The 23,755-nt window shown below is 58.8% G+C and carries 22 protein-coding genes; 13 read left to right on the top strand and 9 right to left on the bottom strand.

All coding sequences use genetic code 11. The features are described 5' to 3' along the window. Positions 1-16 precede the first annotated feature (16 nt). The 5 genes from PEL8287_RS08815 to PEL8287_RS08795 all read right to left on the bottom strand — a co-directional run bounded on the left by PEL8287_RS08815 (position 17) and on the right by PEL8287_RS08795 (position 5,577). Entirely contained in the window at positions 17-526 is a 510-nt protein-coding gene (locus tag PEL8287_RS08815) for an Hsp20/alpha crystallin family protein (protein WP_085892031.1), read from the bottom strand. 42 nt (positions 527-568) lie between these two features. Then, positions 569-970, bottom strand: a complete 402-nt coding sequence (locus tag PEL8287_RS08810; protein WP_085892030.1) for an Hsp20/alpha crystallin family protein — start codon at positions 968-970, stop codon at positions 569-571. A gap of 25 nt (positions 971-995) precedes the next feature. Further along, positions 996-1,439, bottom strand: coding sequence for an Hsp20/alpha crystallin family protein (locus PEL8287_RS08805; RefSeq protein ID WP_085892029.1), 444 nt, complete (start codon positions 1,437-1,439; stop codon positions 996-998). A 417-nt stretch (positions 1,440-1,856) separates the two neighbouring features. After that, positions 1,857-4,550, bottom strand: coding sequence for an erythromycin esterase family protein (locus tag PEL8287_RS08800; protein WP_235862258.1), 2,694 nt, complete (start codon positions 4,548-4,550; stop codon positions 1,857-1,859). A gap of 43 nt (positions 4,551-4,593) precedes the next feature. After that, on the bottom strand, positions 4,594-5,577 hold the full coding sequence (locus tag PEL8287_RS08795) for a zinc-dependent alcohol dehydrogenase family protein (RefSeq protein WP_085892028.1): 984 nt from the start codon (positions 5,575-5,577) through the stop codon (positions 4,594-4,596). A gap of 716 nt (positions 5,578-6,293) precedes the next feature. Here PEL8287_RS08795 and dusA point away from each other — a divergent pair. From dusA to PEL8287_RS08765, 4 genes are all read left to right on the top strand, one after another. Continuing rightward, a complete protein-coding gene (dusA, locus tag PEL8287_RS08785) occupies positions 6,294-7,310 on the top strand; it encodes a tRNA dihydrouridine(20/20a) synthase DusA (protein ID WP_085892026.1) in 1,017 nt (338 codons plus the stop codon). A gap of 109 nt (positions 7,311-7,419) precedes the next feature. After that, positions 7,420-8,244, top strand: a complete 825-nt coding sequence (locus PEL8287_RS08780) for a sulfite exporter TauE/SafE family protein (RefSeq protein WP_085892025.1) — start codon at positions 7,420-7,422, stop codon at positions 8,242-8,244. Positions 8,245-8,249: 5 nt separating this feature from the next. Further along, the gene (locus PEL8287_RS08775) at positions 8,250-9,026 is read left to right on the top strand and encodes a hypothetical protein (RefSeq protein WP_085892307.1); all 777 of its coding nucleotides are present in this window, start codon (positions 8,250-8,252) and stop codon (positions 9,024-9,026) included. A gap of 851 nt (positions 9,027-9,877) precedes the next feature. Next, positions 9,878-10,555 carry a hypothetical protein gene (locus PEL8287_RS08765; protein ID WP_139837745.1) on the top strand — a complete coding sequence of 226 codons (678 nt, stop codon included), beginning with the start codon at positions 9,878-9,880 and terminating at the stop codon, positions 10,553-10,555. Positions 10,556-10,610: 55 nt separating this feature from the next. Here PEL8287_RS08765 and PEL8287_RS08760 read toward each other — a convergent pair whose 3' ends face one another. From PEL8287_RS08760 to ccmI, 3 genes are read right to left on the bottom strand one after another with little or no spacing between them, the layout of a single operon-like run. Continuing rightward, positions 10,611-10,847 carry a DUF1289 domain-containing protein gene (locus tag PEL8287_RS08760; RefSeq protein WP_085892022.1) on the bottom strand — a complete coding sequence of 79 codons (237 nt, stop codon included), beginning with the start codon at positions 10,845-10,847 and terminating at the stop codon, positions 10,611-10,613. After that, positions 10,844-11,320, bottom strand: coding sequence for a Holliday junction resolvase RuvX (ruvX, locus tag PEL8287_RS08755; RefSeq protein WP_085892021.1), 477 nt, complete (start codon positions 11,318-11,320; stop codon positions 10,844-10,846). The genes PEL8287_RS08760 and ruvX overlap by 4 nt, the downstream gene beginning before the upstream one ends. Next, positions 11,317-12,549, bottom strand: a complete 1,233-nt coding sequence (gene ccmI / locus PEL8287_RS08750; protein WP_085892020.1) for a c-type cytochrome biogenesis protein CcmI — start codon at positions 12,547-12,549, stop codon at positions 11,317-11,319. Before ccmI ends, ruvX begins: the two co-directional genes overlap by 4 nt. A 212-nt stretch (positions 12,550-12,761) precedes the next feature. On the opposite strand from ccmI, the gene PEL8287_RS08745 reads away from it, so the two are divergent. From PEL8287_RS08745 to rarD, 8 genes are all read left to right on the top strand, one after another. After that, positions 12,762-14,006 carry a sarcosine oxidase subunit beta family protein gene (locus PEL8287_RS08745; protein ID WP_085892019.1) on the top strand — a complete coding sequence of 415 codons (1,245 nt, stop codon included), beginning with the start codon at positions 12,762-12,764 and terminating at the stop codon, positions 14,004-14,006. A gap of 169 nt (positions 14,007-14,175) precedes the next feature. Further along, positions 14,176-14,424 carry a hypothetical protein gene (locus PEL8287_RS08740; protein ID WP_085892018.1) on the top strand — a complete coding sequence of 83 codons (249 nt, stop codon included), beginning with the start codon at positions 14,176-14,178 and terminating at the stop codon, positions 14,422-14,424. Between the two features lie 114 nt (positions 14,425-14,538). Continuing rightward, positions 14,539-14,868, top strand: coding sequence for a sarcosine oxidase subunit delta (locus tag PEL8287_RS08735; protein ID WP_085892017.1), 330 nt, complete (start codon positions 14,539-14,541; stop codon positions 14,866-14,868). A 61-nt stretch (positions 14,869-14,929) separates the two neighbouring features. After that, on the top strand, positions 14,930-17,941 hold the full coding sequence (locus PEL8287_RS08730) for a sarcosine oxidase subunit alpha family protein (RefSeq protein WP_085892016.1): 3,012 nt from the start codon (positions 14,930-14,932) through the stop codon (positions 17,939-17,941). Beyond that, positions 17,934-18,503, top strand: coding sequence for a sarcosine oxidase subunit gamma (locus tag PEL8287_RS08725; RefSeq protein WP_085892015.1), 570 nt, complete (start codon positions 17,934-17,936; stop codon positions 18,501-18,503). Before PEL8287_RS08730 ends, PEL8287_RS08725 begins: the two co-directional genes overlap by 8 nt. Before the next feature lie 95 nt (positions 18,504-18,598). Beyond that, positions 18,599-19,198 (top strand): superoxide dismutase, encoded by a 600-nt coding sequence (locus PEL8287_RS08720; protein ID WP_085892014.1) that lies wholly within the window; start codon positions 18,599-18,601, stop codon positions 19,196-19,198. A 146-nt stretch (positions 19,199-19,344) separates the two neighbouring features. Further along, entirely contained in the window at positions 19,345-20,595 is a 1,251-nt protein-coding gene (locus tag PEL8287_RS08715) for an Hsp70 family protein (RefSeq protein ID WP_085892306.1), read from the top strand. Between the two features lie 217 nt (positions 20,596-20,812). Continuing rightward, positions 20,813-21,709, top strand: a complete 897-nt coding sequence (gene rarD / locus PEL8287_RS08710; RefSeq protein ID WP_085892013.1) for an EamA family transporter RarD — start codon at positions 20,813-20,815, stop codon at positions 21,707-21,709. Here the strand turns inward: rarD and PEL8287_RS08705 are convergent. Continuing rightward, a complete protein-coding gene (locus PEL8287_RS08705; RefSeq protein WP_085892305.1) occupies positions 21,670-22,221 on the bottom strand; it encodes an LOG family protein in 552 nt (183 codons plus the stop codon). The genes rarD and PEL8287_RS08705 overlap by 40 nt on opposite strands. A gap of 103 nt (positions 22,222-22,324) precedes the next feature. Here PEL8287_RS08705 and PEL8287_RS08700 point away from each other — a divergent pair, with 103 nt between their 5' ends. After that, the gene (locus tag PEL8287_RS08700; RefSeq protein ID WP_235862257.1) at positions 22,325-23,650 is read left to right on the top strand and encodes a LysM peptidoglycan-binding domain-containing protein; all 1,326 of its coding nucleotides are present in this window, start codon (positions 22,325-22,327) and stop codon (positions 23,648-23,650) included. Positions 23,651-23,755: the final 105 nt, after the last annotated feature.

Raw genomic sequence — 23,755 nt, 5'->3', positions numbered from 1 at the left:
CGGCCCCTCGCATGTTTCAGGCGGCTTTCACGGGAATGCGTTTGATGTTTGCCAGCGCCTCTTCGGTCTTGGGAAGGCTGACTGTCAGCACGCCGTTCTTGTAGGTCGCTTCAGCCTTGTCAGGGTCGATACCGGCGGGCAGGGGCACCGTGCGATGGAACGAGCCGTAGTGGCGTTCGGACATGTAAACGCCCTTGTGTTCCTCTTCGTGCTCGATCTTCTTTTCGCCACGGATCGTCATCGAATTGCCGGACAGGGATATGTCGATGTCTTCTTCCGTCATTCCGGGCAATTCGACGGAGACGTTCACGCTTTTGTCGGTTTCGGTGACATCGGTGCTTGGACCAAACATTCCCACCACGCTTTCATCGCCATTCCAGCCGTTTTCGACCTTGTGCCAAAAATCCTCGAACACCTGGTTTATGTCGCGTTGCAGCGATACCAGAGGATTGCTCGATGTACCGTTTTCGTTTGCGCGGCTGGTCTCCTTGTCATGTCCCCAGGGAATAAGATCCTTGATCTGCATGATGGTTTCTCCTTGATTGCGTTGAAAATCTACGATGGCGCGTCACGCTGCCTTTACCGATATCTTCTTTGGCTTGGCTTCGGCTGCGTGCGGCAATTCAAGCCGCAGAACGCCATTCCTGAACTCGGCATTGATCTTGGCCTGATCGATGTTGTCGGACAGGGTGAAGACCCGAAGATAGTCGCCTTCGCGGTACTCCGAAGACAGGCGGCGATACCCTTCCGGCGCTTGGGGTTTAACGGTGCCGCGCAATGTCAGAACCTGTCTCTCCAGCGTGACGTCCACACCGTCGGATGCCACACCGGGCATGTCGGCTATTATGACGGTGGTGTCACCCTTCTCAAAGATATCGACCGCTGGCGTGAAGGTAAGCGTCGCGGGCTCTGTTTCACCGTTTGATCGGGCGACGGTGCCTGCGGCTTGTGGCTTGAGTTCCTGTGCCATGTTTTTCCTCCTTTTGCGTCTGCGTTCAGGATGATTTGATCTGGATGTGCTTGGGCCTGTCGTCTTCCGGCCGCTGCATTTCGACAGTCAGCACACCATTTTCAAAGCGCGCGTCGATGTGGTCGGGGTCGATCCGGAAGGGAAGCTCGATCGAACGCAGGAACGATCCGGCTGGACGCTCGCGGCGGTGCCAGCGGATGTCATCGCCTGTCTCTGGTTCCGGGTAGGTGCCGCGAAGGGAAATCATCGTATCCTTCACGGTCAGTTCGATGTCCTGATCGGTGAGCCCCGGAAGTTCAGCGGACATGACGACGCTGTCCTGGCCAACCCAGAAGTTTACGGACGGATAGGCCCCTGACCGCTCGGAGGACCGGCCGCCGTCAAAAAGCCGGTTCATCGCTCCCTGCAGTCGACGCATGTCGGCGAAAGGATCGTTGTAACTCCATGGCAAATACGTGGTCTGTAACATTTAGGCGCTCCTTTTGGCTGTAGGTTTTGTTGCGTCCAATGACGGCTGCCTGATCGACAGCGGGCAGGTACGAATGACCGACCCGTGGCATGCGAACGTGGCAGCCGGACTGCGAGAGATGTCGTTTGAATTGGTTCCGATCGGGAATGCTGAGTGGTCAAACAGATCGGCGGCCATTTGTTTTTGCCACCGAGTTCGGGTGCAGCTGTGAAAATGGCAGCGGCGCGCCTGCCCCCCGCAATTCCACGATCCGGAGACCCTTTCATGGCATCTCCTGCAAATGAGGTGGGAAGCAATCCGCCCGTTGTCAAGAACCCTGCCAAGAGGTCAGAGACCAAGAAAAATGAACCGGTTTCGCTGTTCATTTTAGTATCCGTTCCGTTGATTGCTGGTTCCTCGAAAACCCTTTGGACAGGATCACAGGCCGAAGGGATAAGTCTCGTCTTCTTCCTTCTGTGTCAGAGTCGGGAGAGGTGTCAGCGCCTGCGTCCGGTCGAACCAGACAAAGGCGTCGTATTGTCTGGACAGGTCCGCATAGCTGTAGTGGCTCGCCCTCTCGGTTTCCGGGCGATAGATCACGCCGATGAAGCGCTCGAGCCGGGGCTGGGCCATCAGATCGAGGAATGCAGCCGGTTGATCCTTTTTGAAGTCCCAAAGGAACCGTTCAAGATCAACGTCGTGGCAGATCGCCTCAAAGCTGCCGGGAAGCGGCGGGCGGATTGTCTTGATCTCCATCGGGCTGTCCCACTCCGACGCCGCCGCAACAGTGCCGGACGCGGTTCCAAAGCCGATAAGAGCGGCGTCTTCGCCGTATTCCTCGCGACAGAGTTGTCCGATATTCAATTCGCCCCGGCTGCGCCCCATGTCGGTCTGTCGTGCGTCCCCGATGTGGGAATTATGAGCCCAGATAACGGCCTTTTTGTCTGGTCCGGCATGGTCGAGGATTTGCTTGAGGGTCTGGAACATGTGCTGGTCGCGCAGGTTCCACGACAGGTGCGAGCCATAATACATAACCCGGTAATATCGCTCGGCATTTGCCACGAGCCGGGCATTTTGCGTCGCGTCAAAAAACTGATCGCCGTCTTTGGCGGTGTATTCCAGTTTTCTTTTCAGCAAGTCGATCAGGATTTGCGTCACTGCTTTTTCGCAGACCGTGAACTGCGGCGTCAAAGCCGCCCGCCCATAAGCGGCAGGGTTGCTTGACCAGGGCGCAAGGCAGGCAAAACGCGAACGGGCCACTGCGGCAGCTTTTTCGTCCACACGATCCAGATAGGCGAGAATCTCTGCGATTGACGCGTTCATGTTGTAGAGGTCAAGGCCATAGAACGCGACGCGCTCGGCCATGGCCTTGGCGTGATTATGTTGCTTCAAAAAGCGTGTGAACGCCGCGAATTCTTCGTTGCGCCACATCCATGTCGGGAACCGCGCAAAGGGCGTGTCCTGCATCGCCTGGTATGGTTTTTGACGGATGTGGTGATCAACGCTCGCGGCGTCGGGCCAGTCGGCTTCGACGGCCACGATGGAAAAGCCGTGGTCTTCGATCAGTCGCCGCGTGATGGCGGCGCGGGCGCGGTAGAATTCCGAGGTTCCATGGGACGCCTCGCCCAGAAGAACAACACGTTTTGAGCCAAATCGGTCAAATGCCTGAGCAAAGGCGGGATCATTTATCGCAGGCAATGGTTCGGCGGCGGCCCTGAGGGGGGACAGTGCCGTCTCGGGCTCAGGTTTCGCTACCGCTGTGGGGATTTCGAGTGGCGTCGCCCGCAGATGCGTCCTGAACCAGTCGGCGGCATGATCTATGACAACGTCCAGCGTGCCCGGTTCCTCGAAGAGGTGAGCCGCACCCGGAACGATCGCCAGCTTCTTTTCGCACCTCAGCGCCGCAAGCGCCTGTTTGTTCAACTCTATGACCTCGGTGTCCCGGCCGCCGACGATAAGCAGCGTGGCGCCCTGGACCTGCGGTAGAAATTCCAGGGCCAGATCCGGGCGCCCCCCCCGCGACACGACTGCGCCAACTCTGCCTCTGAGCTCTGCGGCGGCCACAAGCGCCGCCGCGGCACCTGTACTTGCCCCGAAGACGCCCAGCGGAAGATCCTCAAGGTCGGGTTCTGACGTGATCCACATCGACGCTTCGACCACGCGATCCGCGAGCAGGGGGATGTCAAAGACATTGCGACGGTCTTTGCCTTCCTCGGGTGTCAAGAGGTCGAACAGAAGCGTTGCAAAGCCTTCATCATTGAATTTTTCGGCAACGTAGGTGTTTCGGGGGCTTCGGCGGCTGGACCCGCTTCCATGGGCAAAAAGGATGATGCCGCGCGGGTTTTTGGGAACCGCCAGGTCGCCGATCAGGCCCAGGGGCGGAATGGCCACCTGTCTCTTGTGGATGCTCTGGGCCTCTTGCGAAGAGGCGGTCCCGACCGAGTTGAGCAGCCTGACCGTTTCGTCGTCCGACAACTGGTGAAAGTCTTTGTAGAATGCGCCGACACCCAGAAAGGCGGTGACCGGATGAACGCAGATGATATCGTCGGCCTGATCATATATTTCCCGCAATGCCGACTTGGGAGCAACGGGCAGGGCCACTACGATGCGCGCCGGGCCAGAGCGTTTCAACCCGATCAGCGCCGCCTTCATGGTGGCGCCGGTTGCCAATCCGTCATCGATGACAACAACGGTGCGGCCGCTCGGATCCGGGCGCGTCCGGTTGCCGAGGTAGAGCGCCTTGCGCCGCTCAAGCTCGGCTCTCTGGTCGGCCACCGCCCGCGCGATATAGGCCTCATCTGCCCCTGACGCGCGCCGGACATCTTCGTTGATGACGATCTGCTCCTCCGCGCCCTCTACCAATGCGCCAAGGGCGACTTCGGGATTGCGCGGCGCGCCGATCTTGCGGACAAGCAGCAGATCAAGCGGTGCACCGAGCCTTTTTGCAACTTCGACGGCCACGGGCACGCCGCCGCGCGGCAAGGCATAGATCAGCGGGCGATCCAGTTCCATTTCCGTCAGAAGCCTGGCCAATACTCGGCCTGCGTCTGCGCGATCCAGGAATTTTTGTGTGATCATATCCATGATAAAAGGAGTAGCGGGTGCCCGATGATCCGGATTGATTTTTGTCAATAAAATTTCATGGAATTTGCAGATATCACGCGCGTCCGCGGCTTTATGGCAGCAGCACTGCCGCGCCCTTGAGGCGGCCCGCCCGCAGATCATCTAGGGCTTCATTCGCCTTTTCGAGGGGGTAGGGGGTTGTATGGGTGCGCACATCTGCCTTCTGCGCGAGCGGAAAGAATTCATCGCCATCCTGCCGCGTCAGATTGGCAACCGACATCACCTGACGTTCGTGCCAAAGGTCGGCGTAGGGAAACGACGGGATATCGCTCATGTGGATGCCCGCGCAGACGACGCGGCCGCCCTTTCGCAGGGTCTTGAGCGCGCGGGGGACCAGAGCGCCGACGGGTGCAAAGAGGATCGCCGCATCCAGTGCGACATCGGGTCTCTGATCGGATCCGCCGGCCCAAACGGCCCCAAGCTGGCGCGCGAACTCCTGTCCGGCCAGATCACCCGGGCGCGTGAAGGCATAAACCTCGCGCCCCTGCCAGGCGGCGATCTGGACAAGGATATGGGCCGCCGCGCCAAAACCATAGAACCCCAGGCGCCCTGCGTCGCCAGCCATCCGGTAGCTGCGATACCCAATGAGCCCCGCGCAAAGAAGCGGCGCCAGCCCGGCCGGTTCGACGTCCTGCGGCAAGGGGAACACATAGGCGGCATCCGCGACGCATTCTTCGGCGTAGCCGCCGTTCAGCGTATAGCCGGTGAAGCCGGGCGCGTCGCAAAGGTTTTCCCGGCCCATGCGACAGTACTGACACTGCCCGCAGGTCTGACCCAGCCATGGCACGCCCACACGCTGGCCCAAGGTCAGGCCCCTGACATCCGGCCCGGTTTCGGTGATGCGCCCGACGATTTCGTGGCCGGGGATCAGCGGAAAAACGGGCTTCTTCAAATCTCCGTCGACAATGTGAAGATCGGTGCGACACACACCGCAGGCCTCGACCCGCAGGCGCACCTGTCGCGGACCGCATCCAGGCGGTGCAAGCTGCTCAAGCACAAGGCTGGAAGCGCCCTCTCTCAGAACCATCGCACGCATGGGTCTTTTCCTCTGGGTGAGTGTGGAGCTTAGCCTGCGCGCCCTGCACGGAAATGATGCTGGTCAATTTGTCCGGATGTCATAGCGGTCTTTATTGCGCGACGATCAGTCATTTATTGCCGGTTGAGGCGAATAGGCAGGTGCCTTTTGATCGAAATCGGTCGTTCGGGGCATTTCTGAAGCACTGATTACGAACGTGCTTTGTCACGTAGGGAGGTGAGACATTGGGCATGGGAGAGGGTGACAGGAATCATAAAGGCATATGCAGTTTGCGTGCGGTGGGCGCGATTTGTCCTCGCGTGTTATCTCAGCACGCCACGATCTGGCCCCTGAGTTGCAAAAATACCTTCACATCCTCGGCCCGATGCCGAAGCGCTCAATTGAGATGTTTGCGGAACAAAGGGTGGGTCAGTTTTGCATGCCGATTCACATCTCAAGGCGGGCGGCGAACGTGCTTGTAGGTGACAGGCCCTGATCGACACGTGTCTCCGCCCCGGGCGCGGCCCTTTTGTGGGCGTCGCCTGAGCGGTGAAAGGTCTTGCTGGCATGAGCCACCCTTGCGTCTGATCTGGACTTGGGTCATCCACCGGAGGGAAGCTTGCTTATAGTGGCCATATCGTGTGTGCTGAGTCGTCGAAAAGGGGCAAATCGGGGGATATTGGGGCGTATTCCTGCGTAGCAACGCAGCCCCGCAACAGTTTGAATGTACAAGAAAAATGCAAATAAATCAACACGCTAGACTTTCTATTGCCCCGATGATGGATTGGACGGATCGCCACTGTCGTTACCTGCATCGGCAATTGTCGCGCCATGCGTTGCTTTATACTGAAATGGTTACGGCGCCCGCGTTGGTGCGCGGGAATGCCCTGCATCTGCTGGAACATGATCCAAAGGAACATCCGGTGGCATTGCAACTGGGGGGCTCGGATCCGGATGAGTTGGCCCAGGCCGCCCGGCTGGGATATCAGGCCGGATATGACGAAATTAACCTGAACGTTGGCTGCCCCTCTGACCGTGTGCAATCAGGTACCTTTGGTGCGGTGCTTATGCACGAGCCGAGGCTGGTTGCTGAATGTTGCTCGGCGATGATCAGCGCCGTGCCTGTCGACGTGACCGTAAAATGCCGTATCGGCGTTGATGACCAAAATCCCGAGATCGTGCTGCCAGAATTTCTCTCGCGGGTCAGCGCTGCAGGGGTCGGGCGGTTTGCCATCCATGCGCGCAAGGCCTGGCTTAAAGGGCTCAGCCCGAAGGAAAACCGCGATATTCCGCCGCTGGATTACGATCTGGTGCTGCGGATGCGCGGGCTTTTCCCCGCTCTGCATCTGAGCATAAATGGCGGTATCACCACGCTGGATCAGGCCGAGGCGTTTCTGCAGGCGGGTCTTGATGGGGTAATGTTTGGCCGGGCCGCCTATCACCAACCTGCGGATGTTCTGTGCCAGGCCGACCGCCGGATATTTGGTGCCGAGGGGCCCGACACCACGCCCGAGGACGCCGTGCGCGCCATGTTGCCCTATATTGAAAGGCATTTGTCCCAAGGCGGCAAGCTTAACCAGATTACCCGGCATATGCTGGGGCTCTTCTCGGGCCGTCCCGGGGCACGGGCCTGGCGGCGGATGTTGTCCGAAGGCGCCCACCTTGCGGGGGCGGGCCCCAAGCTTGTCGAACAAGCCCTGGCTCGGATCACAGACGAAACGGATGCCCGGGAAGTTGCCAACTTGCCGGAATAAGGGGCGCGACCGGGTCTGCCCGATCTGAAACTCCGGCGTGTAAGCATCCGCTTTCCCTTGTGCTCACACCCGTGTAATCCTGCCCATGGACAGGACAAGGAATTCCCCGATGCCCGATACTATGTTGCTGATGCAGATGCTGGCCCTCCTGCTGGTGATCGGCGCCTTTGCCGGGGTCCTTGCGGGCCTTCTGGGAGTGGGCGGCGGTATCGTGTTGGTCCCGGCATTTTTCTATGCTTTCCAGACTCTGGGATATGAGGGGCCGCAACTGATGCAGGTCTGCCTTGCCACGTCGCTGGCGACAATCATCGTCACCTCTTTGCGGTCGGTGCTTAGCCATAACAAAAAGGGTGCGGTGGATTGGGATATTCTCAAAACCTGGGCTCCGGGTATCGCCATCGGTGCAGTTCTGGGGGTTCTGGTGGCTTCCAGCCTGCGCTCGACCACGTTGCAGGGCGTGTTTGGTGTTCTGGGCATTGTGATCGGCGCCTATCTGGGGCTGGGCCGGGCCCATTGGCGGCTGGGACAGGCGATGCCAAAGGGCTTCGCCCGCGCGATCCTGTCACCGATCGTCGGGTTTCTGTCTGTCCTGATGGGAATAGGCGGCGGCAGTTTTGGTGTGCCTCTGATGAGTCTGTACAACACTCCCATCCACCGCGCCGTGGCAACGGCTGCCGGGTTTGGCATTACCATTGCCGTGCCGTCGGTCATCGGGTTCCTGTTTCTTACCATCGCGCCCGAACACCGGCCGCCCTATACCCTTGGGGCGGTTAATCTTGTGGCCTTTTTCATCGTCATTGCGATGACGTTGATCACCGCGCCCTGGGGGGTGAAACTGGCGCACGCGATGGACCCAAAACCGTTGAAACGGGTTTTTGCCGTTTTTCTCACACTGGTTGCGCTGAACATGTTGCGCAAAGCCCTGGGATGGTAGCGGCGATGCTGGACAGGGGCTGGGCCCGGTTTGGGTTCGACCCGGCGGTGCTGGGCTGGGCCCGGCACGCCCGGCATGCCGCTCTTTCCCGTATCGCCGACCCCACGCAGCAGGCCCAGTGGCTGCAATGCGAAGGCACGTGGTTTGTAGGTGTCGATACCCTTCCCAATACCCCTGATGGCGCACTGCCGGACGGCATGCCCCTTACGGGGCAGGCCTATGCCGGCGCGCGGCAGCTTTACGGCCAGTTGCCGCTGCACCCCGGTCAGGTGTCGGTGATCTATCCCGGCTATCCCAAGCCCCGCAAAGGCGAGGGCCCGGGCGCTTTTAAATACCGCCTTAACCGTGATGCGGCGCATGTGGATGGCCTGCTTGCCATTGGCGATGATCGCCGCCGGATGCTGAAAGAACAACATGCCTATATCCTGGGGCTGCCATTGACCGATTGCAGCGCGGATGCCAGCCCTCTTGTGGTGTGGGAGGGAAGCCAGCGGATCATGCGGGAAGCCTTCAAGTCGGTTCTGGAACCACTACCGGCCGCAGAGTGGGACAGCGTTGATCTGACAGACGTTTACCAGGCCGCGCGTCGCGAGGTTTTTGACAGGTGTACCCGTGTCACGGTGCCCGCCAAACCCGGCGAGGCCTATCTGGTGCATCGCCACGCCCTGCACGGCGTGGCCCCGTGGGCCGCTAATGCCACAGCCCCGTCAGAGGGCCGGATGATCGCCTATTTCCGCCCGGAATTGCCAGCAGGTTCCCGCGATTGGCTATGCGCGCCCTGATATCGCTTTGATCGTGAGAAATTAGCTTTCAAAAAACTTTGGAAATAGTCAGCAAGTTCCGCTTTGAGCTCATTTTGACGAGTGCTGCAATAATCTCGAATGTCGGCTCTCCTCGTGGTGGGGTCAAAAACGTTTTAAAACCTCTGAGTTTTGCATGGGGGTGGTGACACGGCTAAGCCGTTGATCCTGCGTAGGGCAGGATGGCGTGTCAGACCTACCGTTTTTGGCACAGCCTTCGGGCAACATCACACCCAATGGTTGTGGAGCAACGTTGCAACCGAGGTCGGCTTCGAGCCCAATGCAGACCACTGTTAGCGGCGTCTTATTAAGTCCCGGCGCAGGACAATGTGGACGACAGCGCATACCGGCAACCAGATGGGTGCGAAAAAAGCTCCACCAAAAAGGTTCCAGAAGAGTGCCTCGCCCCCGCCCGAGAACCCATTCGCGATACCAGAAGCCAGAAACGCCGTAAAAAATGCGGTCAGACAGGTTAACAGGAAAGACAGCCATGGCCTCATCGGCATGCGCCTCACGAAAAAAATAGATAACGCCACGGAGACCAAAGCGATGAAAATGGAGTAGGGCAACCACGGCTCGCCGAGCAAATATCTGTAGCCAAACATTTCCATGTTTTTGAGTTATATCCTTATTCCCAGAAAATGTCTTGATATCCAGTGACAGGTCATGCGGTTATTCTGTGACGAGTGAAAGCTTCCAGAACGACGCTACAGACCAGAAGAAGCCGCCATGTGTCCTGGCGAAATTAATTCAAATCAAGGAGTTGCTCCTCCGCCCAGTCTAGCCTGCTCACTATCGTAAAAAGCTGAGCGCCAAACAAGAGGAGCAATGCCGTGTCTAAGCCATCCGCAACAGTTTCAACGCCTTTTGGTTATGTGATCCTTTTCGCGGCGATACTGGTTTTTGCCTTTGGGCTATTTGATGCAAGCTATTCCGGGCCAGGTATCAAAGCCACGTCGTCGTTCAAGGCACCCAAAGGCTGCAAGCCCGATAGCAGGCTGGCGGCGCAGTTCAATGCTGTGCAGGCTTGTATAGAGCGTTTCTCGGATACTCATGAGTTTGTGCTTCTTTTGCAGGAGAAGCGCTACAGCACGGCCGCGACCTCAAAAAATGAGGCACGTAAGTCGGTTAAGAAGATCGCAAGAAGTTACCTTTCGGACTTAAGAAGAACAAATTCCAAGGCTGTCGGGCAGTCAATGGAGCTTTTTAAGTCTTTCGACTACAAGACATCTGCTGTGTTGCCGATCGGGGCCGAGTTTTGCACGTCGGCAAACGCTATCGTTATTGACCGACATGTGCCGGGTTACATTGGAGACGAGTTTCGCATCTGGATGCAAACAGATGTATGTACGAGGTTCGACCCCGAAAGCCGCACAGTACAATTGGTAGAATTACGGGCAAGCGAGCGGTTTCGCGTCGCGACTGCGGGTTCTTTGGTGCTTGAAAGGTTCAAGTATCTTACACCGTTGGGCATGCATCAAAAGGCGATGAAGACACTGCGCCTCTACTAACGATTTTTTTTTACGATCTTTTGTCCGCATAGTGGCAACAGACATCCACAAGGTTTTAACCCCGGGCGATGCGCGCCGCACGTCCGCCACGGCGTTTGCGCAGCATCGAGGACCGGTCGGGCAGGACGGCCATGATCTCCTGCCGCTCTTCAGGGGTCATTTTCGACCAGCGCGAAATCTCGTCGGTGGTGCGGTTGCAGCCGGTGCAGATGCGCGCCTCGGGGTGCACGACGCAGATACGCACGCAGGGGCTTTCGATCTCGTTGCGTTTCCAGACTTTTTGGTCGTTCAATTTGCCGTCCTCATGTGCCTCAAGCGGTCAAGCACCCCTTGCAGGATATACGACGCGGCGATGCTATCGATGACCTCGGCGCGACGTTTTCGTGACGCATCCGCCTCTAAAAGGGCCCGTTCTGCCGCCACGGTCGAAAGCCGCTCATCCCAAAAGCCGATCGGCAGCTCCGTCAGCCGTTCCAGATTGCGGGCAAAGGCGCGGGTTGACTGGCAACGTGGCCCTTCGCTGCCGTCCATGTTGCGCGGCAGGCCAAGGATGATCCCGCCAACGTCGCGCATTGCAACAATTTCAAGCAGTCGCGCGGCATCTGTCCCGAATTTCTTGCGCCGCACGGTCTCGAACGGGCTGGCCACCGACAACAGACTGTCCGATACCGCAACGCCAATCGTCTTGTCGCCCAGGTCCAGCCCGATCAGGGCCCGGCGCGGGGGCAGGGCGGCGGCGAAATCGGCCATGTCTTCGATGATCATTCGGCAACGCCTGCGCTTACCGCTGCGGGCCGGATCTCATCCAGCGCGCCGGAATTGCCCTCAAACACCTGCTGTGCCTCATACCAGATCTCTGCCGCGCGTCCGGTTTCCCCCAGAACGCCGTAAGCACCAATCAGCCGCGCCCATTCCGCCGGGCTGCCGCCATCCGTGGCCAGCCGTTCGGACAATCGCTGCACCATACCGCGAATCATCTCGGCCTGATCCTGCTCCGACATATCTCCGGCGGCTTCGATATCCCCGGCGCTGGGGCCTGCCAGTGTCTCAACCGGGGGCAGCTGATATTTCACCCCCGCCATCTGTGCCACTGTTTCAAGCTGGGTCCGGATTGGCGGAACCCAGGGCGCGTCGGGCTGACTGTCCTGCAACAGCTGTTCCCAGGTGCGAAATGCGCCGTCGGGGCGATCCACCTGGATCAGATAGAGGCCAAGATAATAACGTGCCGTAGGTTGGGTTGGATCACGCTGCAACGCCGCGCGCAGCACGGCCTCGGCATCAGACGAAACATACCCGGCAGCGGCGTTGATCATCAGATCAGCCCTCAGGGCATAATCGTTTGCGGTCGCTTCGGCACCAAGCTGCTCGATCAGCCGCGCCTGCGCCTTGTGGGCGGCGGCCAGATTTCCAAGGGCGGCTTCATTCCGTGCCAGAAGGCGCAGCCCCTGAACATCGCCGGGGCGTGACTCAACCGTCTGGCGCAGTTTTTCCATCAGGGCCATGAACTCGGGCGTGGCCTGCGGATTGACCTCGGCAGGGGGCAGATTGGCGGCGTCTTCGGCAGCAGCCTGATCCAGCCGGGTGGCCCGCGCCTGATCCGAAGCGGCAATTCGTGCTTCCAGCGGCAGATCCGGATAACCCGGCGCGCCCAGCTGACTGTAAAGCAAAAGTGCGCCACCACCCACCAGAATGGCCAGTATGCCCGCCATTGCAGCAGTTACCCCGCGTGGCTGTCCGCCGGATTCGCCCCCCGCCTGCAACTGCGCATCAGCGCTCAGAACACGGCGCGACACTTCGGTGCGCACGCGCTCGGCATCCTCGGCGCTGATCACACCGCGTGCCAGGTCGCGGTCAACCTCTTTCAGCTGATCGCGGTAAACCCTAAGGTCATAAGCTGCAGGCGGGGCGTCGCCCACCCGGCCCCTGATCAGGGTCAGGCCCAGTATGGCGGCAACGCCCAGGGCTAGCCCGGCAATGATGATCCAGAAAACCATGATCTCTCCCGTTTCTGCCTCCCATGTAGCCGCGCCGCGCCGCGGAAAAAAGGCCCAACTGACCACAATGGCCCCGGCGGGCAGCGCCTTGATGTCGCAATGTCGCGAATCGCATGTGTTTTGCCGCGCCGGGTATCCTTTCCAGATCAGGTCTGACGCATTACGCTGACAATGCAGACTGTCTGCGATTCCAACCTGACCTGAGAGCGCGCATGAAACGTTATTCCGCCTTTGCCATCGCCCGCGAAGCCCTGCGTAACCACATGGGGTGGGAACGGGCCTGGGCCTCGCCCGAGCCAAAGAAGAAATACGACGTCATTATCATTGGCGCCGGCGGCCATGGCCTGGCCACCGCCTATTACCTGGGCAAGAATTTCGGCATCACCAATGTGGCCGTGCTGGAAAAGGGCTGGCTGGGAGGTGGCAACACCGGCCGCAACACCACCATCATCCGCTCAAACTACCTGCAGGACCCCTCGGCGGCGATCTACGAAAAGGCCCGTTCGCTTTATGAAACCATGTCTCAGGATCTGAACTACAACGTCATGTTCAGCCCCCGTGGCGTGATCATGCTGGCCCAGACCGAACACGAGGTGCGCGGCTACAAGCGCACCGCTCAGGCCAATGCCCTGCAAGGGGTGACAACCGAATTCATCTCGCCCAAGCGGGTCAAGGAAATTGTGCCGATCATCAACCTTGATGGACCGCGCTACCCGGTGCTGGGCGGTCTCTGGCAGGCGCGCGGCGGCACTGCACGCCACGACGCCGTGGCCTGGGGGTATGCGCGGGCGTGCTCGGACATGGGCATGCACATTATCCAGAAATGCGAAGTTACCGGCATCCGCTCCGAGGGGGGCAAGGTAAAAGGCGTGACCACCAGACGTGGCGATATCGACTGTGACAAGCTCGGCATGGTCGTGGCCGGCAACGCAGGCCACGTCGCAGGTATGGCGGGTTTCCGCATTCCGGTTGAATCCGTGGCACTGCAGGCATTGGTATCCGAACCAATCAAACCCTGCATGGATTGCGTTGTCATGGCCAACACCGTGCATGGCTACATGTCCCAGTCTGATAAGGGCGAAATGGTGATCGGTGGCGGTACCGACGGATTCAACAACTACACGCAGCGGGGCAGTTTCCACCATATCGAGGAAACCGTGCGCGCCCTGATCGAGACTTTCCCGATGGTTGCCCGCCTCAAGATGCTGCGCCAATGGGGCGGTATTGTCGATGTCACCGGGGACCGGTCGCCGATCATCGGCACCACGCCGGTTGACGGTATCTTCATCAACTGCGGCTGGGGCACTGGCGGCTTCAAGGCAATTCCGGGTTCAGGCTGGGGCTTTGCCGAGCTGATGGCCAAGGGCCATTCCCCCCTGACCGAAGCCTTCGGTCTCAACCGTTTTTACGAAGGCCGCTTCATCGACGAATCCGTTGCCGCCGGGGTTGCGCACTGATGAAAGCACCACGTGCCCCCTGTGATCGCGCTTTTCGGGCGGAAACTGGCCGAGGTCAGCCCGCAGGACCCGCGGGGTTTGGCGCATTTCACCCGGGGATTTCCGCTTATTCTTTTCAACTGACGGCCATGTGCCCATCCTTTCCGATACATGGAAAGGAGGACACCCCATGTCCGACTACGATCAATCCCGCTACAATCGAAACTTCCCGCATACGCCAATCGATTCCGGCGGCAGCGGAACGGGCCTGTTGTGGCTTCTCTTCGTCGTTGCAGCCCTTGGGCTTCTTGTACTCATCGGCAGCTTCGGTGTTGGCTCAACGCCGGTTGGAAACCCCGGCGGCACGGGTGCCGAACAGGCCATCACACCGGACGATCCAGCTGCGAACACGACTGGCACTGCGACAGTCATCGAATAAACCTGCCACTCACGTACACGCAATGGACGGGTGTCTTTCGGCGCCCGTCCTTGCTGTGCGCGTGTCTGATTCACAGGCGCGAAACGTCAATCATTTCAACTTCGGGAACATGCCATGCTCATCCTGACCTGCCCCAGCTGCGGCGTCACCGGCGAGGAAACAGAATTCCACGCAGGCGGCGAGGCGCATATCAAACGTTTCGGTCCCGGTTCGGATGACGACCAGTTCCACAGCTACCTGTTCGCCAAGGAGAATCCCAAGGGCGTGCATTTCGAACGCTGGCGCCACAACAATGGCTGTGGCAAGTGGTTTCATGCTGCCCGTGATACCATGACGCTCGAAGTGTTCGGCACCTATCCGGCGCAGACCCTTGAGCCGCCCAAACAGATCCGGGACAAGATCACCGCCAAACACCCCGGCTGGAAATGGAGAGAATTCTCATGAGCTTTCATTTTTCCACAAATACTCAAATTCTTCCTGCAGCCACAGGCATGAGGGTCTCAGCATGAGCACACGTCTGGCCACGGGCGGCCGCCTTCTTGAAACAGGCCGCGCTGTGAACTTCACCTTCAACGGCAAGCGCCTGACCGGGTACGAGGGCGACACGCTTGCCTCGGCCCTGCTGGCCAATGATCAGATGCTGGTCGGCCGTTCGTTCAAATACCACCGTCCGCGCGGCATTGTCGCCAGTGGCGGGGAAGAGCCCAATGCGCTTGTGGGTCTGGGCACCGGTGCGCGTTTCGAACCCAACCAGCGCGCCACCACGACCGAACTGTTTGATGGCCTCACCGCGACCAGCCAGAACCACTGGCCCAGTCTCGAGTTTGATGTAGGCGCTGTAAACAGTAAGCTGGGTCGTTTCCTGACGGCAGGTTTCTATTACAAGACGTTCATCAGCCCCCGGCCGTTCTGGAAACATATCTACGAGCCGATCATCCGTCAGTCCGCAGGTCTGGGCAAAGCACCCAAAGATCGCGACGAGGATAAATACGAACATTTTTATGCCTTTGTAGATGTTGTGATCATCGGTGGTGGTGTGGCCGGTCTTCAGGCCGCCCGCGCGGCGGGTCAGGCCGGGGCCAAGGTTCTGCTGATGGAACAGACCGCCCATTGGGGCGGGCGCGCGCCGGTGGATGGCGGAAGTGTTAACGGCCAGCCTGTGGATAAGTTCGTGGACGAAATTGTCTCCGAATTGGAAACAATGGATAACGTGACCCTGCGCACCCGTATGATGGGGGCAGGGGTTTATGACCACGGATATGTGCTGGGATACGAACGGGTTAACGATCACCAACCCGACGCACCGGGCCCGCGCCACCGGCTTTGGCGTATCCGGGCCGGTCAAATTGTTACCGCTACGGGGGCAATTGAACGCCCGCTCAGCTTTGCCGGAAACGACATTCCGGGCGTCATGCTGGCCTCGGCCGTTCGGGATTATGCTGTAAATTACGGGGTTTCCATTGGCGATCGCACTGTTGTCGTCACCAATAACGATGACGCTTACCTAACGGCAATTACCCTTAAAAACATGGGCCTTGATGTGCCCGTAATCCTTGATGCCCGCGCTGGCGGGGGCGGGGCACTGGCCGATCAGGCGCGCGATTTGGGTATCCGCGTCGAAAACGGCAAGGGCATTGCCAAGGTTCTGGGCGGAAAGCGTGTAAGCGGTGTAGCGGTCTGTGCGCAGGCAGGTGAAGGGGCCGTCGTTGAGGAAATCGAATGCGATGCTGTCGCGATGTCTGGCGGCTGGTCGCCGGTGGTGCACCTGTGGTCGCATTGCGGCGGCAAGCTGATCTGGGACGACGCCCAGGCCCATTTCCGCCCTGATGTGGATAAAGCGCCCACCGGTGCGCAGGGTGAGGCGTTTGTCGCGGTTGCGGGCACCGCCAATGGCCATCTCGATCTGGCCGCGGTTCTGGCGGATGCCGACGCCGTGGGCAAGGCCGCGGCCAAAGCCACCGGCTTTAACCCAAAACGCAAAGCCGCGCCTGTGGCCGAAGCCACGCAAGCCGCCCCGGTCGAAGCGATCTGGCTGATGCCGCAGGGTGCAGGCATCAATCTGCGGATGAAATCCTGGCTGGATTATCAGAACGATGTGAAAGTCAGCGACGTGCAACTGGCGGCCCGCGAAGGATTCGAGTCCGTTGAGCACGCCAAACGCTACACCACGCTTGGCATGGCGACCGATCAGGGCAAGCTTAGCAATATCAACGGGCTGGCCATTCTGTCGGATGCGCTGAACCAGCCCATTCCGCAGACCGGTACCACCACCTTCCGTCCGCCTTATACACCGATTTCACTATCGGCGATCGCCGGGCAGGCGCGCGGTGAGATTTTCCAGCCGATCCGCAAAACACCGATGCACAGCTGGCATCAGGAAAACGGCGCGCATTTCGAACCCGTCGGCCAGTGGCGTCGGCCCTATTGCTATCTGCAATCGGGCGAAAGCACCAAAACCGCCGTCCACCGCGAGATCACCCAGACCCGCAACAGCCTTGCACTGCTGGATGCCTCGACCCTTGGCAAGATCATCGTCAAAGGTCCGGATGCCGGCAAATTTCTCGACATGCTCTACACCAATATGATGTCGACGCTGAAACCGGGTAAATGCCGCTATGGGCTGATGTGCTCTGAGAACGGCTTTTTGATGGATGACGGTGTTGTTGCACGCATCGACGACGATACATTCCTGTGCCACACCACCACTGGTGGTGCTGAATCGATCCATGGCCACATGGAAGAATGGCTGCAGACCGAATGGTGGGACTGGAAGGTTTACACCGCCAACGTCACCGAACAATACGCCCAGATCGCCGTGGTCGGCCCCAACGCCCGCAAGGTGCTGGAGAAACTAACCCAGGATGACATCAGCGCCGATGCGCTGGCGTTCATGTCCTTTGCCGACATCACGCTGGCCGGGATCAAGGCGCGCGCTTACCGGATCTCGTTTTCAGGTGAACTCAGCTATGAAATCGCGGTTTCCGCCTCCGAGGGCCGCGCGCTTTGGGATAAGTTGCTGGAGGCTGGCGCCGAGTTTGACGTCACCACCTACGGCACCGAAGGGCTTCACGTGATGCGCGCTGAAAAAGGCTTCATCATGATCGGTGATGAAACCGATGGCACTGTGATCCCGCAGGACCTGAACATGCAATGGGCGATTTCCAAGAAGAAAGACGACTATCTTGGCAAACGTGCGCAGGAACGCAGCCACATGACTGACCCCACCCGCTGGAAACTGGTCGGGCTGGAAACCACCGATGGCTCGGTCCTGCCAGAAGGGGCTTATGCAACAGCCCCCGGCACCAACGCCAACGGCCAGCGCAACACCCAAGGGCGGGTTACCTCGACCTACCATTCTCCGACCTTGGGCAAAGGCATCGCCATGGCGCTGGTTCTGAACGGGCCGGATAGGATGGGCGAAACGCTGGAGTTTCCAAAGGTTGACGGCACCGTGGTAACGGCGAAAATCGTCGATCCCATCTTCTATGATAAAGACGGGGAGAAACAGAATGTCTGATGCAGTCAGCGCACTGAATGGTGCCACCTACAACGGTTTTGTCACAGTCACCGAACTGGGCCTTCGCGGCATGATCACCCTGCGCGGCGATCTGTCCTCGGCGGGTGTCAAGAATGCCGCAATCGGTGTCACGGGCGTCGATATGCCCGGCCAGCGTCAGGTCCATACCGTCAAAGAAAGCGGCCTGGCCTGGATGTCCCCGGATGAACTGCTGGTCATGACCCCCTATGCGGAGGTCGGCGATAAACTCGCTCAGATCGACAAGCTCCTGAAAGGGAAGCACTATCTGGCCGTAAATGTCTCGGATGCCCGTGCAATGTTTCGCATTGAGGGCGCGGGCGTACGCGAGGTGATGGCCAAGCTGTGCCCGGTCGATATGGCACCTGACGCGTTCACTCCGGGCGTGTTCCGCCGCACCCGCATGGCGCAAATCCCCGCGGCCATCTGGATGCCCTCGGACGATGCCGTGCAGATCATCTGCTTTCGCTCGGTTGCTGACTATGCCTTTGGCCTGCTCAAGGACGCCGCCGAACCGGGCAGCGAGGTGGGCCTCTTCGCCTGATCAAATCTGTCGGAAATTCTCGGCATAGGCCTTGACCTTACGGGGTCAAGGCTACCATGTAGGGCATATGAATTTTCAACGAACAGGGGGCCCAAATGGCTTTTGAACTTCCCGATCTTCCTTATGCCCATGACGCGCTTGCCGCCAACGGTATGTCCGCCGAAACGCTGGAATACCACCATGACCTGCATCACAACGCCTATGTCACAAATGGCAATAAGCTGATTGAGGGCACCGAATGGGCCGACAAGTCGCTTGAGGAAATCATCACCGGCACCTACGATAAATCTGCGGTCGCCCAGAACGGTATATTCAACAACATCAGCCAGCTTTGGAACCACAACCAGTTCTGGGAAATGATGGGGCCCGGCGCCTCGTCCATGCCCGGTGAGCTGGAAAAGGCCATCACCGACAGCTTTGGTTCGGTGGACGAGTTCAAATCGCAGTTCTCGGCCGCTGGTGCGGGTCAGTTTGGCTCGGGCTGGTGCTGGCTGGTCAAAGATACCGATGGCAGCCTCAAGGTCACCAAGACTGAAAACGGCGTGAACCCGCTTTGCTTTGGCCAGACCGCCTTGCTGGGCTGCGACGTGTGGGAACACTCCTATTACATCGACTTCCGCAACAAACGTCCCGCCTATCTGACCAACTTCCTCGACAATCTGGTAAACTGGGAAAACGTCGCCTCGCGCCTGTAATCCCGACCACATATTTCGATCCAAAGCCCTCTGGCACGCGCCGGGGGGCTTTTTTGTGGGCGCCCACAAACGTCTCTTTACGGTCACTTGACAGCAAAGGCACTGCCAGATACCCCGGCTTTCTTTTGGCAGCGTTGGATACGGACATGGCACAGCGTGGCCACACTTTGGGTATCGATTTCGGCACCTCCAACTCGGCCGCGGGCTATCTGAAGGACGGCCAGCCGCTATTGATCGAGATGGCTCCAGGGCAGACCACCTTGCCCACCACTTTTTTCTTTGATTTTGAGACCCGGCGCACCCTGATGGGCGAACCCGCCAACCGGGCCCTGCTGGACGGGGCCGAGGGGCGATTCATGCGCGCCCTGAAACGTGTGCTGGGCACCCCGTTGATGCATGAACAACGCCAGATCCTGAACCAGCGTGTCACTTTTGTTGAAATCATCGCCCGTTTCCTGGCTCATATCAAAACCCGCGCCGAAGCTCAGACAGGGTTGACGTTCACCCGCGCCCTTTCCGGGCGCCCGGTGGTGTTCCACGGCGCAGGTGACCCACGCGAGGCACAGGCCGAAGACGATCTGCGCGCCTGTTATCTGGCGGCAGGTTTCATACAGGTCGATTTCATGGCTGAACCTCAGGCTGCAGCCATCGCCAGTGGTGCGCTTGATACATCGGGCCAGATCGGGCTGATTGTCGATATCGGGGGCGGCACCTCGGATTTTTCGCTGTTCCGGTCAGACACTACCGGCGTAACAATCCTTGCCAATCACGGTGTCCGCATCGGGGGCACGGATTTTGACCGCTCGATCAGTATCGACCGGGTGATGCCCTTGCTGGGCAAGGGCACGCAATTGCGCAAAGTCATGGGGGCAGGCTTTACACCTGTGCCCAATGCCATTTTCAACGATCTGGCCACATGGGAAAAAATCCCCTTTCTCTACACCGGCCAGAACCGCCGCCAGATCGCTGAAATGGTCCGGTTGGCAGATGAGCCGGAAAAATTGGGTCGTCTGGCAAGCGTCTTGCAGGACGAGTTGGGTCATGATCTGGCCTTTGCAGTTGAGCGTGGCAAGATTGCGGCCAATTCCGGCGCCGCGTTGCCCGTCATCGCGTTGGACCAGATCAAGCCGGACCTTTGCGCGCCATTGTCCCCCGACGCGCTGACGGCCTGCCTTTTGCCTCATGCGCAGTTGTTGTGGGCGGGTGCACAGCAGACCTTGCAGATTGCAGGCCTCCCGGCATCCGGCGTTGACCGGGTGATCTATGTTGGTGGCTCAAGCCTGATGTCGATGGTGTCGCACACGATGCAGGCGCAATTCCCGCACGCGCAACATTCCTTTACCGAGGTGTTCACTGCCGTGACAGACGGATTGGCAATGGCAACGGCGGGGCGCTGACCGCAAGCCGCCCCTTTCCGGCAGCTCCCACCCGCCCACCCCGCTCCCGGAAAGGGGCGGGGGCACATACGTACGAAACGTACACCCGTTTCTGAAATCTCTCTGCATCGCGTACGAAATCCAGGTACGTTTGGTACGTTTCGTACACTTTGCTTCTTGTCATTGGGTGGCGCTTGGGCCAGCAGTGAAGCAACTGATTTCCGGGGGACGAGTGGGCATGCAAGAGGCAACCAAAGGCGTTTGGGCAATGGTGCTGGCCTGCACCTTCTGGGGCCTGTCGCCGCTATATTACAAGCTGCTCGAACACGTCCCCCCGATCGAGATCCTGGCCCACCGAACGCTTTGGTCCGTCGGATTTTTCACTGCGATCCTTCTTTTTCAAAGGCGAATTTCCACGCTGTATCAGGTGGTTGCAAATGGACGTTCATTTCTGATCCTCAGTTTCGGGGCACTGATGATCTCGTTTAACTGGTTTATCTTCATAACCTCGATTCAGGTCGGTAAAGCGGTCGAGGCCTCGATGGGCTACTATACATTCCCGCTTGTCGTAGTGCTTTTTGGGGCCATTTTCTTTGGCGAAAGGTTGGGTCGGGCGCAGTTGCTGGCGGTGGCCCTGGCGGTGGTTGCGGTTGTCACTCTGACAGCGGGCCTTGGCGTCGCACCCTGGATTGCACTGCTTATCGCCACGTCATTTGGCCTGTATGGTGTTGTAAAGAAAAGACTTTCCATAGGCCCCGTGGTATCGGTCACTGCCGAGGTTATGCTTTTGTCACCCATCGCCATTGTGATTTTGTGGTCCACCCACAAGACCGGAGCAGGCGCCTTTGGCGCCACGATTTCCGACAGTCTTCTGCTGGTGTTGTCGGGGCCAATAACGGCCATCCCGCTGATCACCTTCAGCTATGCCACCAAACGTGTCTCTTTGGCGACGATCGGGTTGGTTCAATACCTTAACCCCACCCTGCAATTTCTTGTTGCAACATTGATTTTTCGCGAAGCGTTCAGTTTCTGGCACGCCGTTGCCTTCGCCATGATCTGGACTGCGCTGGCGATCTATACCGCCGCCATCTGGGGTCAGGACAGGGCCGCGCGCAGGGCCACGCCAAGCCCCTGAACATCGTGGACGGGACGCATGAAATCCAGCAGGCCCGCGTCGGCAAAACCCTCGGCGATCACATGGTCCAGAAGTTGTAGTAACGGGTTCCAATATCCGTCTGTATTCAAAAGGAAAATTGGTTTCGTGTGCAGCCCCAGCTGGCGCCATGTCAGCACTTCAAAAAACTCATCCAGCGATCCTGCCCCCCCGGGTAGCACCACAATCGCGTCCGAGTTCATGAACATGACCTTCTTGCGCTCGTGCATGTTTTCGGTCACCACAAACTGTGTCAGGTCGGTTTTGCCCACTTCGGCCCTCATCAGGTGAACCGGGATGACACCAAACGTTTCGCCCCCCGCCGCCTGCGCGGCCCGCGCCACAATGCCCATCAGCCCCACATCGCCTGCGCCATAAACCAGTCGCCAGCCATGGGCGGCTAATGTTTCGCCCAAAGTGGCGGCTTCTTCGGCGTAGCGGGAATTTGCCCCGCTACGTGAGCCGCAAAAGACACATACTGATCCTGCTGGCATGAAATCACCTGTCGGTCTCAAAGGGTTGCTTTGACCGGTGATACCCTTGTTGATATTCTTCGACAACCGTGCAGCAAAATTCGACGCGGGCGGAGGGGAATACATGAATAAACAGGCAGGTCTGGCGCGGGTGCCAACCCTTGCATTTGTGGGTGCGCTGGTTGCGTGCATTATTGGCGCGGGGCTTTATTTCTCCGGGGTTTTCAAGTCGTTTGAACCGGTGCCACCATCGACTGTCACCCAGATCGAACCGACAGCGGAACCCGTTGAAACTGTTGTGGAAACCCCGACGCCAGATGTTGGTGATCTGGCGCAGGAAACAACCGAATCCCAACAGACCGAGGCAATGGAACGGCCATCCCCCCCGTCGATTGATACTTTCCGCCTGGAACCCGATGGAAACATGATCCTCGCAGGTCAGGCTGCGTCGGGATGGGAGGTGAATATCTTGCTCGATGGTTCTGATCTGGCCACGGCTGATCCGGATGGCAATGGCAAGTTTGTTGCATTTCTGGACGTCGCAGCCAGTGACGCACCGCGAATTCTGTCGCTTTCCATGCGCAAGCCCGACACCGGCGAGGTTATTGCGTCGCTCGACGAGATTATTATCGCACCAACACCGAAGAAGACGGTTGTCGCTGAAAACACTGTCGAGGTGCAGGTGGAAAACCCCGAAATAGCTGACATGCCTGCTACGACGCCCGAGGCTGAAACAACTACAACGCAAAAGCCTGTTGCGTCGCCAGAACCATCGGGGGACGGGGTTGCTGAGGTTACACAACAGGCACAACCGGACGAAGTTGTAGCTGAGGTCGCACCGGAACCTACAATACAAGAGCCTGAGGTGGACATTCAACACGAGCAGGCAACGACTGAATCTGTCGCCTCAACCGTTTTGCTGGCGGATGAAACCGGGGTTCGTGTCCTGCAACCGCCCCCATCAAAGGATAACGCGCCAGAGCTGATGTCGTCCGTTGCCTTGGATGCCATTACCTATTCCGAAGAAGGTGAAGTTCAGCTTTCCGGACGTGGCCAGGGCCGCGGGTTTGTTCGGGTCTATCTGGATAATGCACCAATAACCTCTTCTAAAATATTGGAAAATGGTGCCTGGAGGTCTGAACTGCCGCAAGTGGATACGGGCATCTATACCCTGCGTGTGGACGAGGTGGACGAGCATGGCAATGTCACGTCGCGGGTTGAAACCCCCTTTAAGCGCGAGGACCAGAACGTACTGGCACAGGCCGAAACCGTCGCCACCCAGACAAGAATCAGCGCCGTCACAGTGCAGCCCGGCTCGACCCTTTGGGCGATCTCACGGGCTGCTTATGGTGAAGGTATTCTTTATGTCCGCGTGTTTGAGGCCAATCGCGACCGGATCCGTGACCCTGACCTGATTTATCCAGGACAGGTCTTTACGCTCCCCAACTAAAGCGTTTCGGGATGAACCTGAATCATGGGTTCGTCGCGAAACGCGCGTAACCTGTTGATGTTGCGGGCGCTTCGAAAAACTTGGGTCTCGGGGCTATTTCTGAGC

The organism is Roseovarius litorisediminis, assembly GCF_900172295.1.
Classification (GTDB): Bacteria; Pseudomonadota; Alphaproteobacteria; order Rhodobacterales; family Rhodobacteraceae; genus Roseovarius; species Roseovarius litorisediminis.
The sequence above is the reverse complement of the archived record's forward strand: the minus strand, read 5'-3'. Positions and strand labels throughout refer to the sequence as shown.

Bases quoted from the DNA above. Each gene is read 5' to 3' on its own strand.
- PEL8287_RS08815 (WP_085892031.1), bottom strand. From the start codon at position 526: ATGCAGATCAAGGATCTTATTCCCTGGGGACATGACAAGGAGACCAGC.
- PEL8287_RS08810 (WP_085892030.1), bottom strand. From the start codon at position 970: ATGGCACAGGAACTCAAGCCACAAGCCGCAGGCACCGTCGCCCGATCA.
- PEL8287_RS08805 (WP_085892029.1), bottom strand. From the start codon at position 1,439: ATGTTACAGACCACGTATTTGCCATGGAGTTACAACGATCCTTTCGCC.
- PEL8287_RS08795 (WP_085892028.1), bottom strand. From the start codon at position 5,577: ATGCGTGCGATGGTTCTGAGAGAGGGCGCTTCCAGCCTTGTGCTTGAG.
- dusA (WP_085892026.1), top strand. From the start codon at position 6,294: ATGCAAATAAATCAACACGCTAGACTTTCTATTGCCCCGATGATGGAT.
- PEL8287_RS08780 (WP_085892025.1), top strand. From the start codon at position 7,420: ATGCCCGATACTATGTTGCTGATGCAGATGCTGGCCCTCCTGCTGGTG.
- PEL8287_RS08775 (WP_085892307.1), top strand. From the start codon at position 8,250: ATGCTGGACAGGGGCTGGGCCCGGTTTGGGTTCGACCCGGCGGTGCTG.
- ruvX (WP_085892021.1), bottom strand. From the start codon at position 11,320: ATGATCATCGAAGACATGGCCGATTTCGCCGCCGCCCTGCCCCCGCGC.
- ccmI (WP_085892020.1), bottom strand. From the start codon at position 12,549: ATGGTTTTCTGGATCATCATTGCCGGGCTAGCCCTGGGCGTTGCCGCC.
- PEL8287_RS08745 (WP_085892019.1), top strand. From the start codon at position 12,762: ATGAAACGTTATTCCGCCTTTGCCATCGCCCGCGAAGCCCTGCGTAAC.
- PEL8287_RS08740 (WP_085892018.1), top strand. From the start codon at position 14,176: ATGTCCGACTACGATCAATCCCGCTACAATCGAAACTTCCCGCATACG.
- PEL8287_RS08735 (WP_085892017.1), top strand. From the start codon at position 14,539: ATGCTCATCCTGACCTGCCCCAGCTGCGGCGTCACCGGCGAGGAAACA.
- PEL8287_RS08730 (WP_085892016.1), top strand. From the start codon at position 14,930: ATGAGCACACGTCTGGCCACGGGCGGCCGCCTTCTTGAAACAGGCCGC.
- PEL8287_RS08725 (WP_085892015.1), top strand. From the start codon at position 17,934: ATGTCTGATGCAGTCAGCGCACTGAATGGTGCCACCTACAACGGTTTT.
- PEL8287_RS08720 (WP_085892014.1), top strand. From the start codon at position 18,599: ATGGCTTTTGAACTTCCCGATCTTCCTTATGCCCATGACGCGCTTGCC.
- PEL8287_RS08715 (WP_085892306.1), top strand. From the start codon at position 19,345: ATGGCACAGCGTGGCCACACTTTGGGTATCGATTTCGGCACCTCCAAC.
- rarD (WP_085892013.1), top strand. From the start codon at position 20,813: ATGCAAGAGGCAACCAAAGGCGTTTGGGCAATGGTGCTGGCCTGCACC.
- PEL8287_RS08705 (WP_085892305.1), bottom strand. From the start codon at position 22,221: ATGCCAGCAGGATCAGTATGTGTCTTTTGCGGCTCACGTAGCGGGGCA.
- PEL8287_RS08700 (WP_235862257.1), top strand. From the start codon at position 22,325: ATGAATAAACAGGCAGGTCTGGCGCGGGTGCCAACCCTTGCATTTGTG.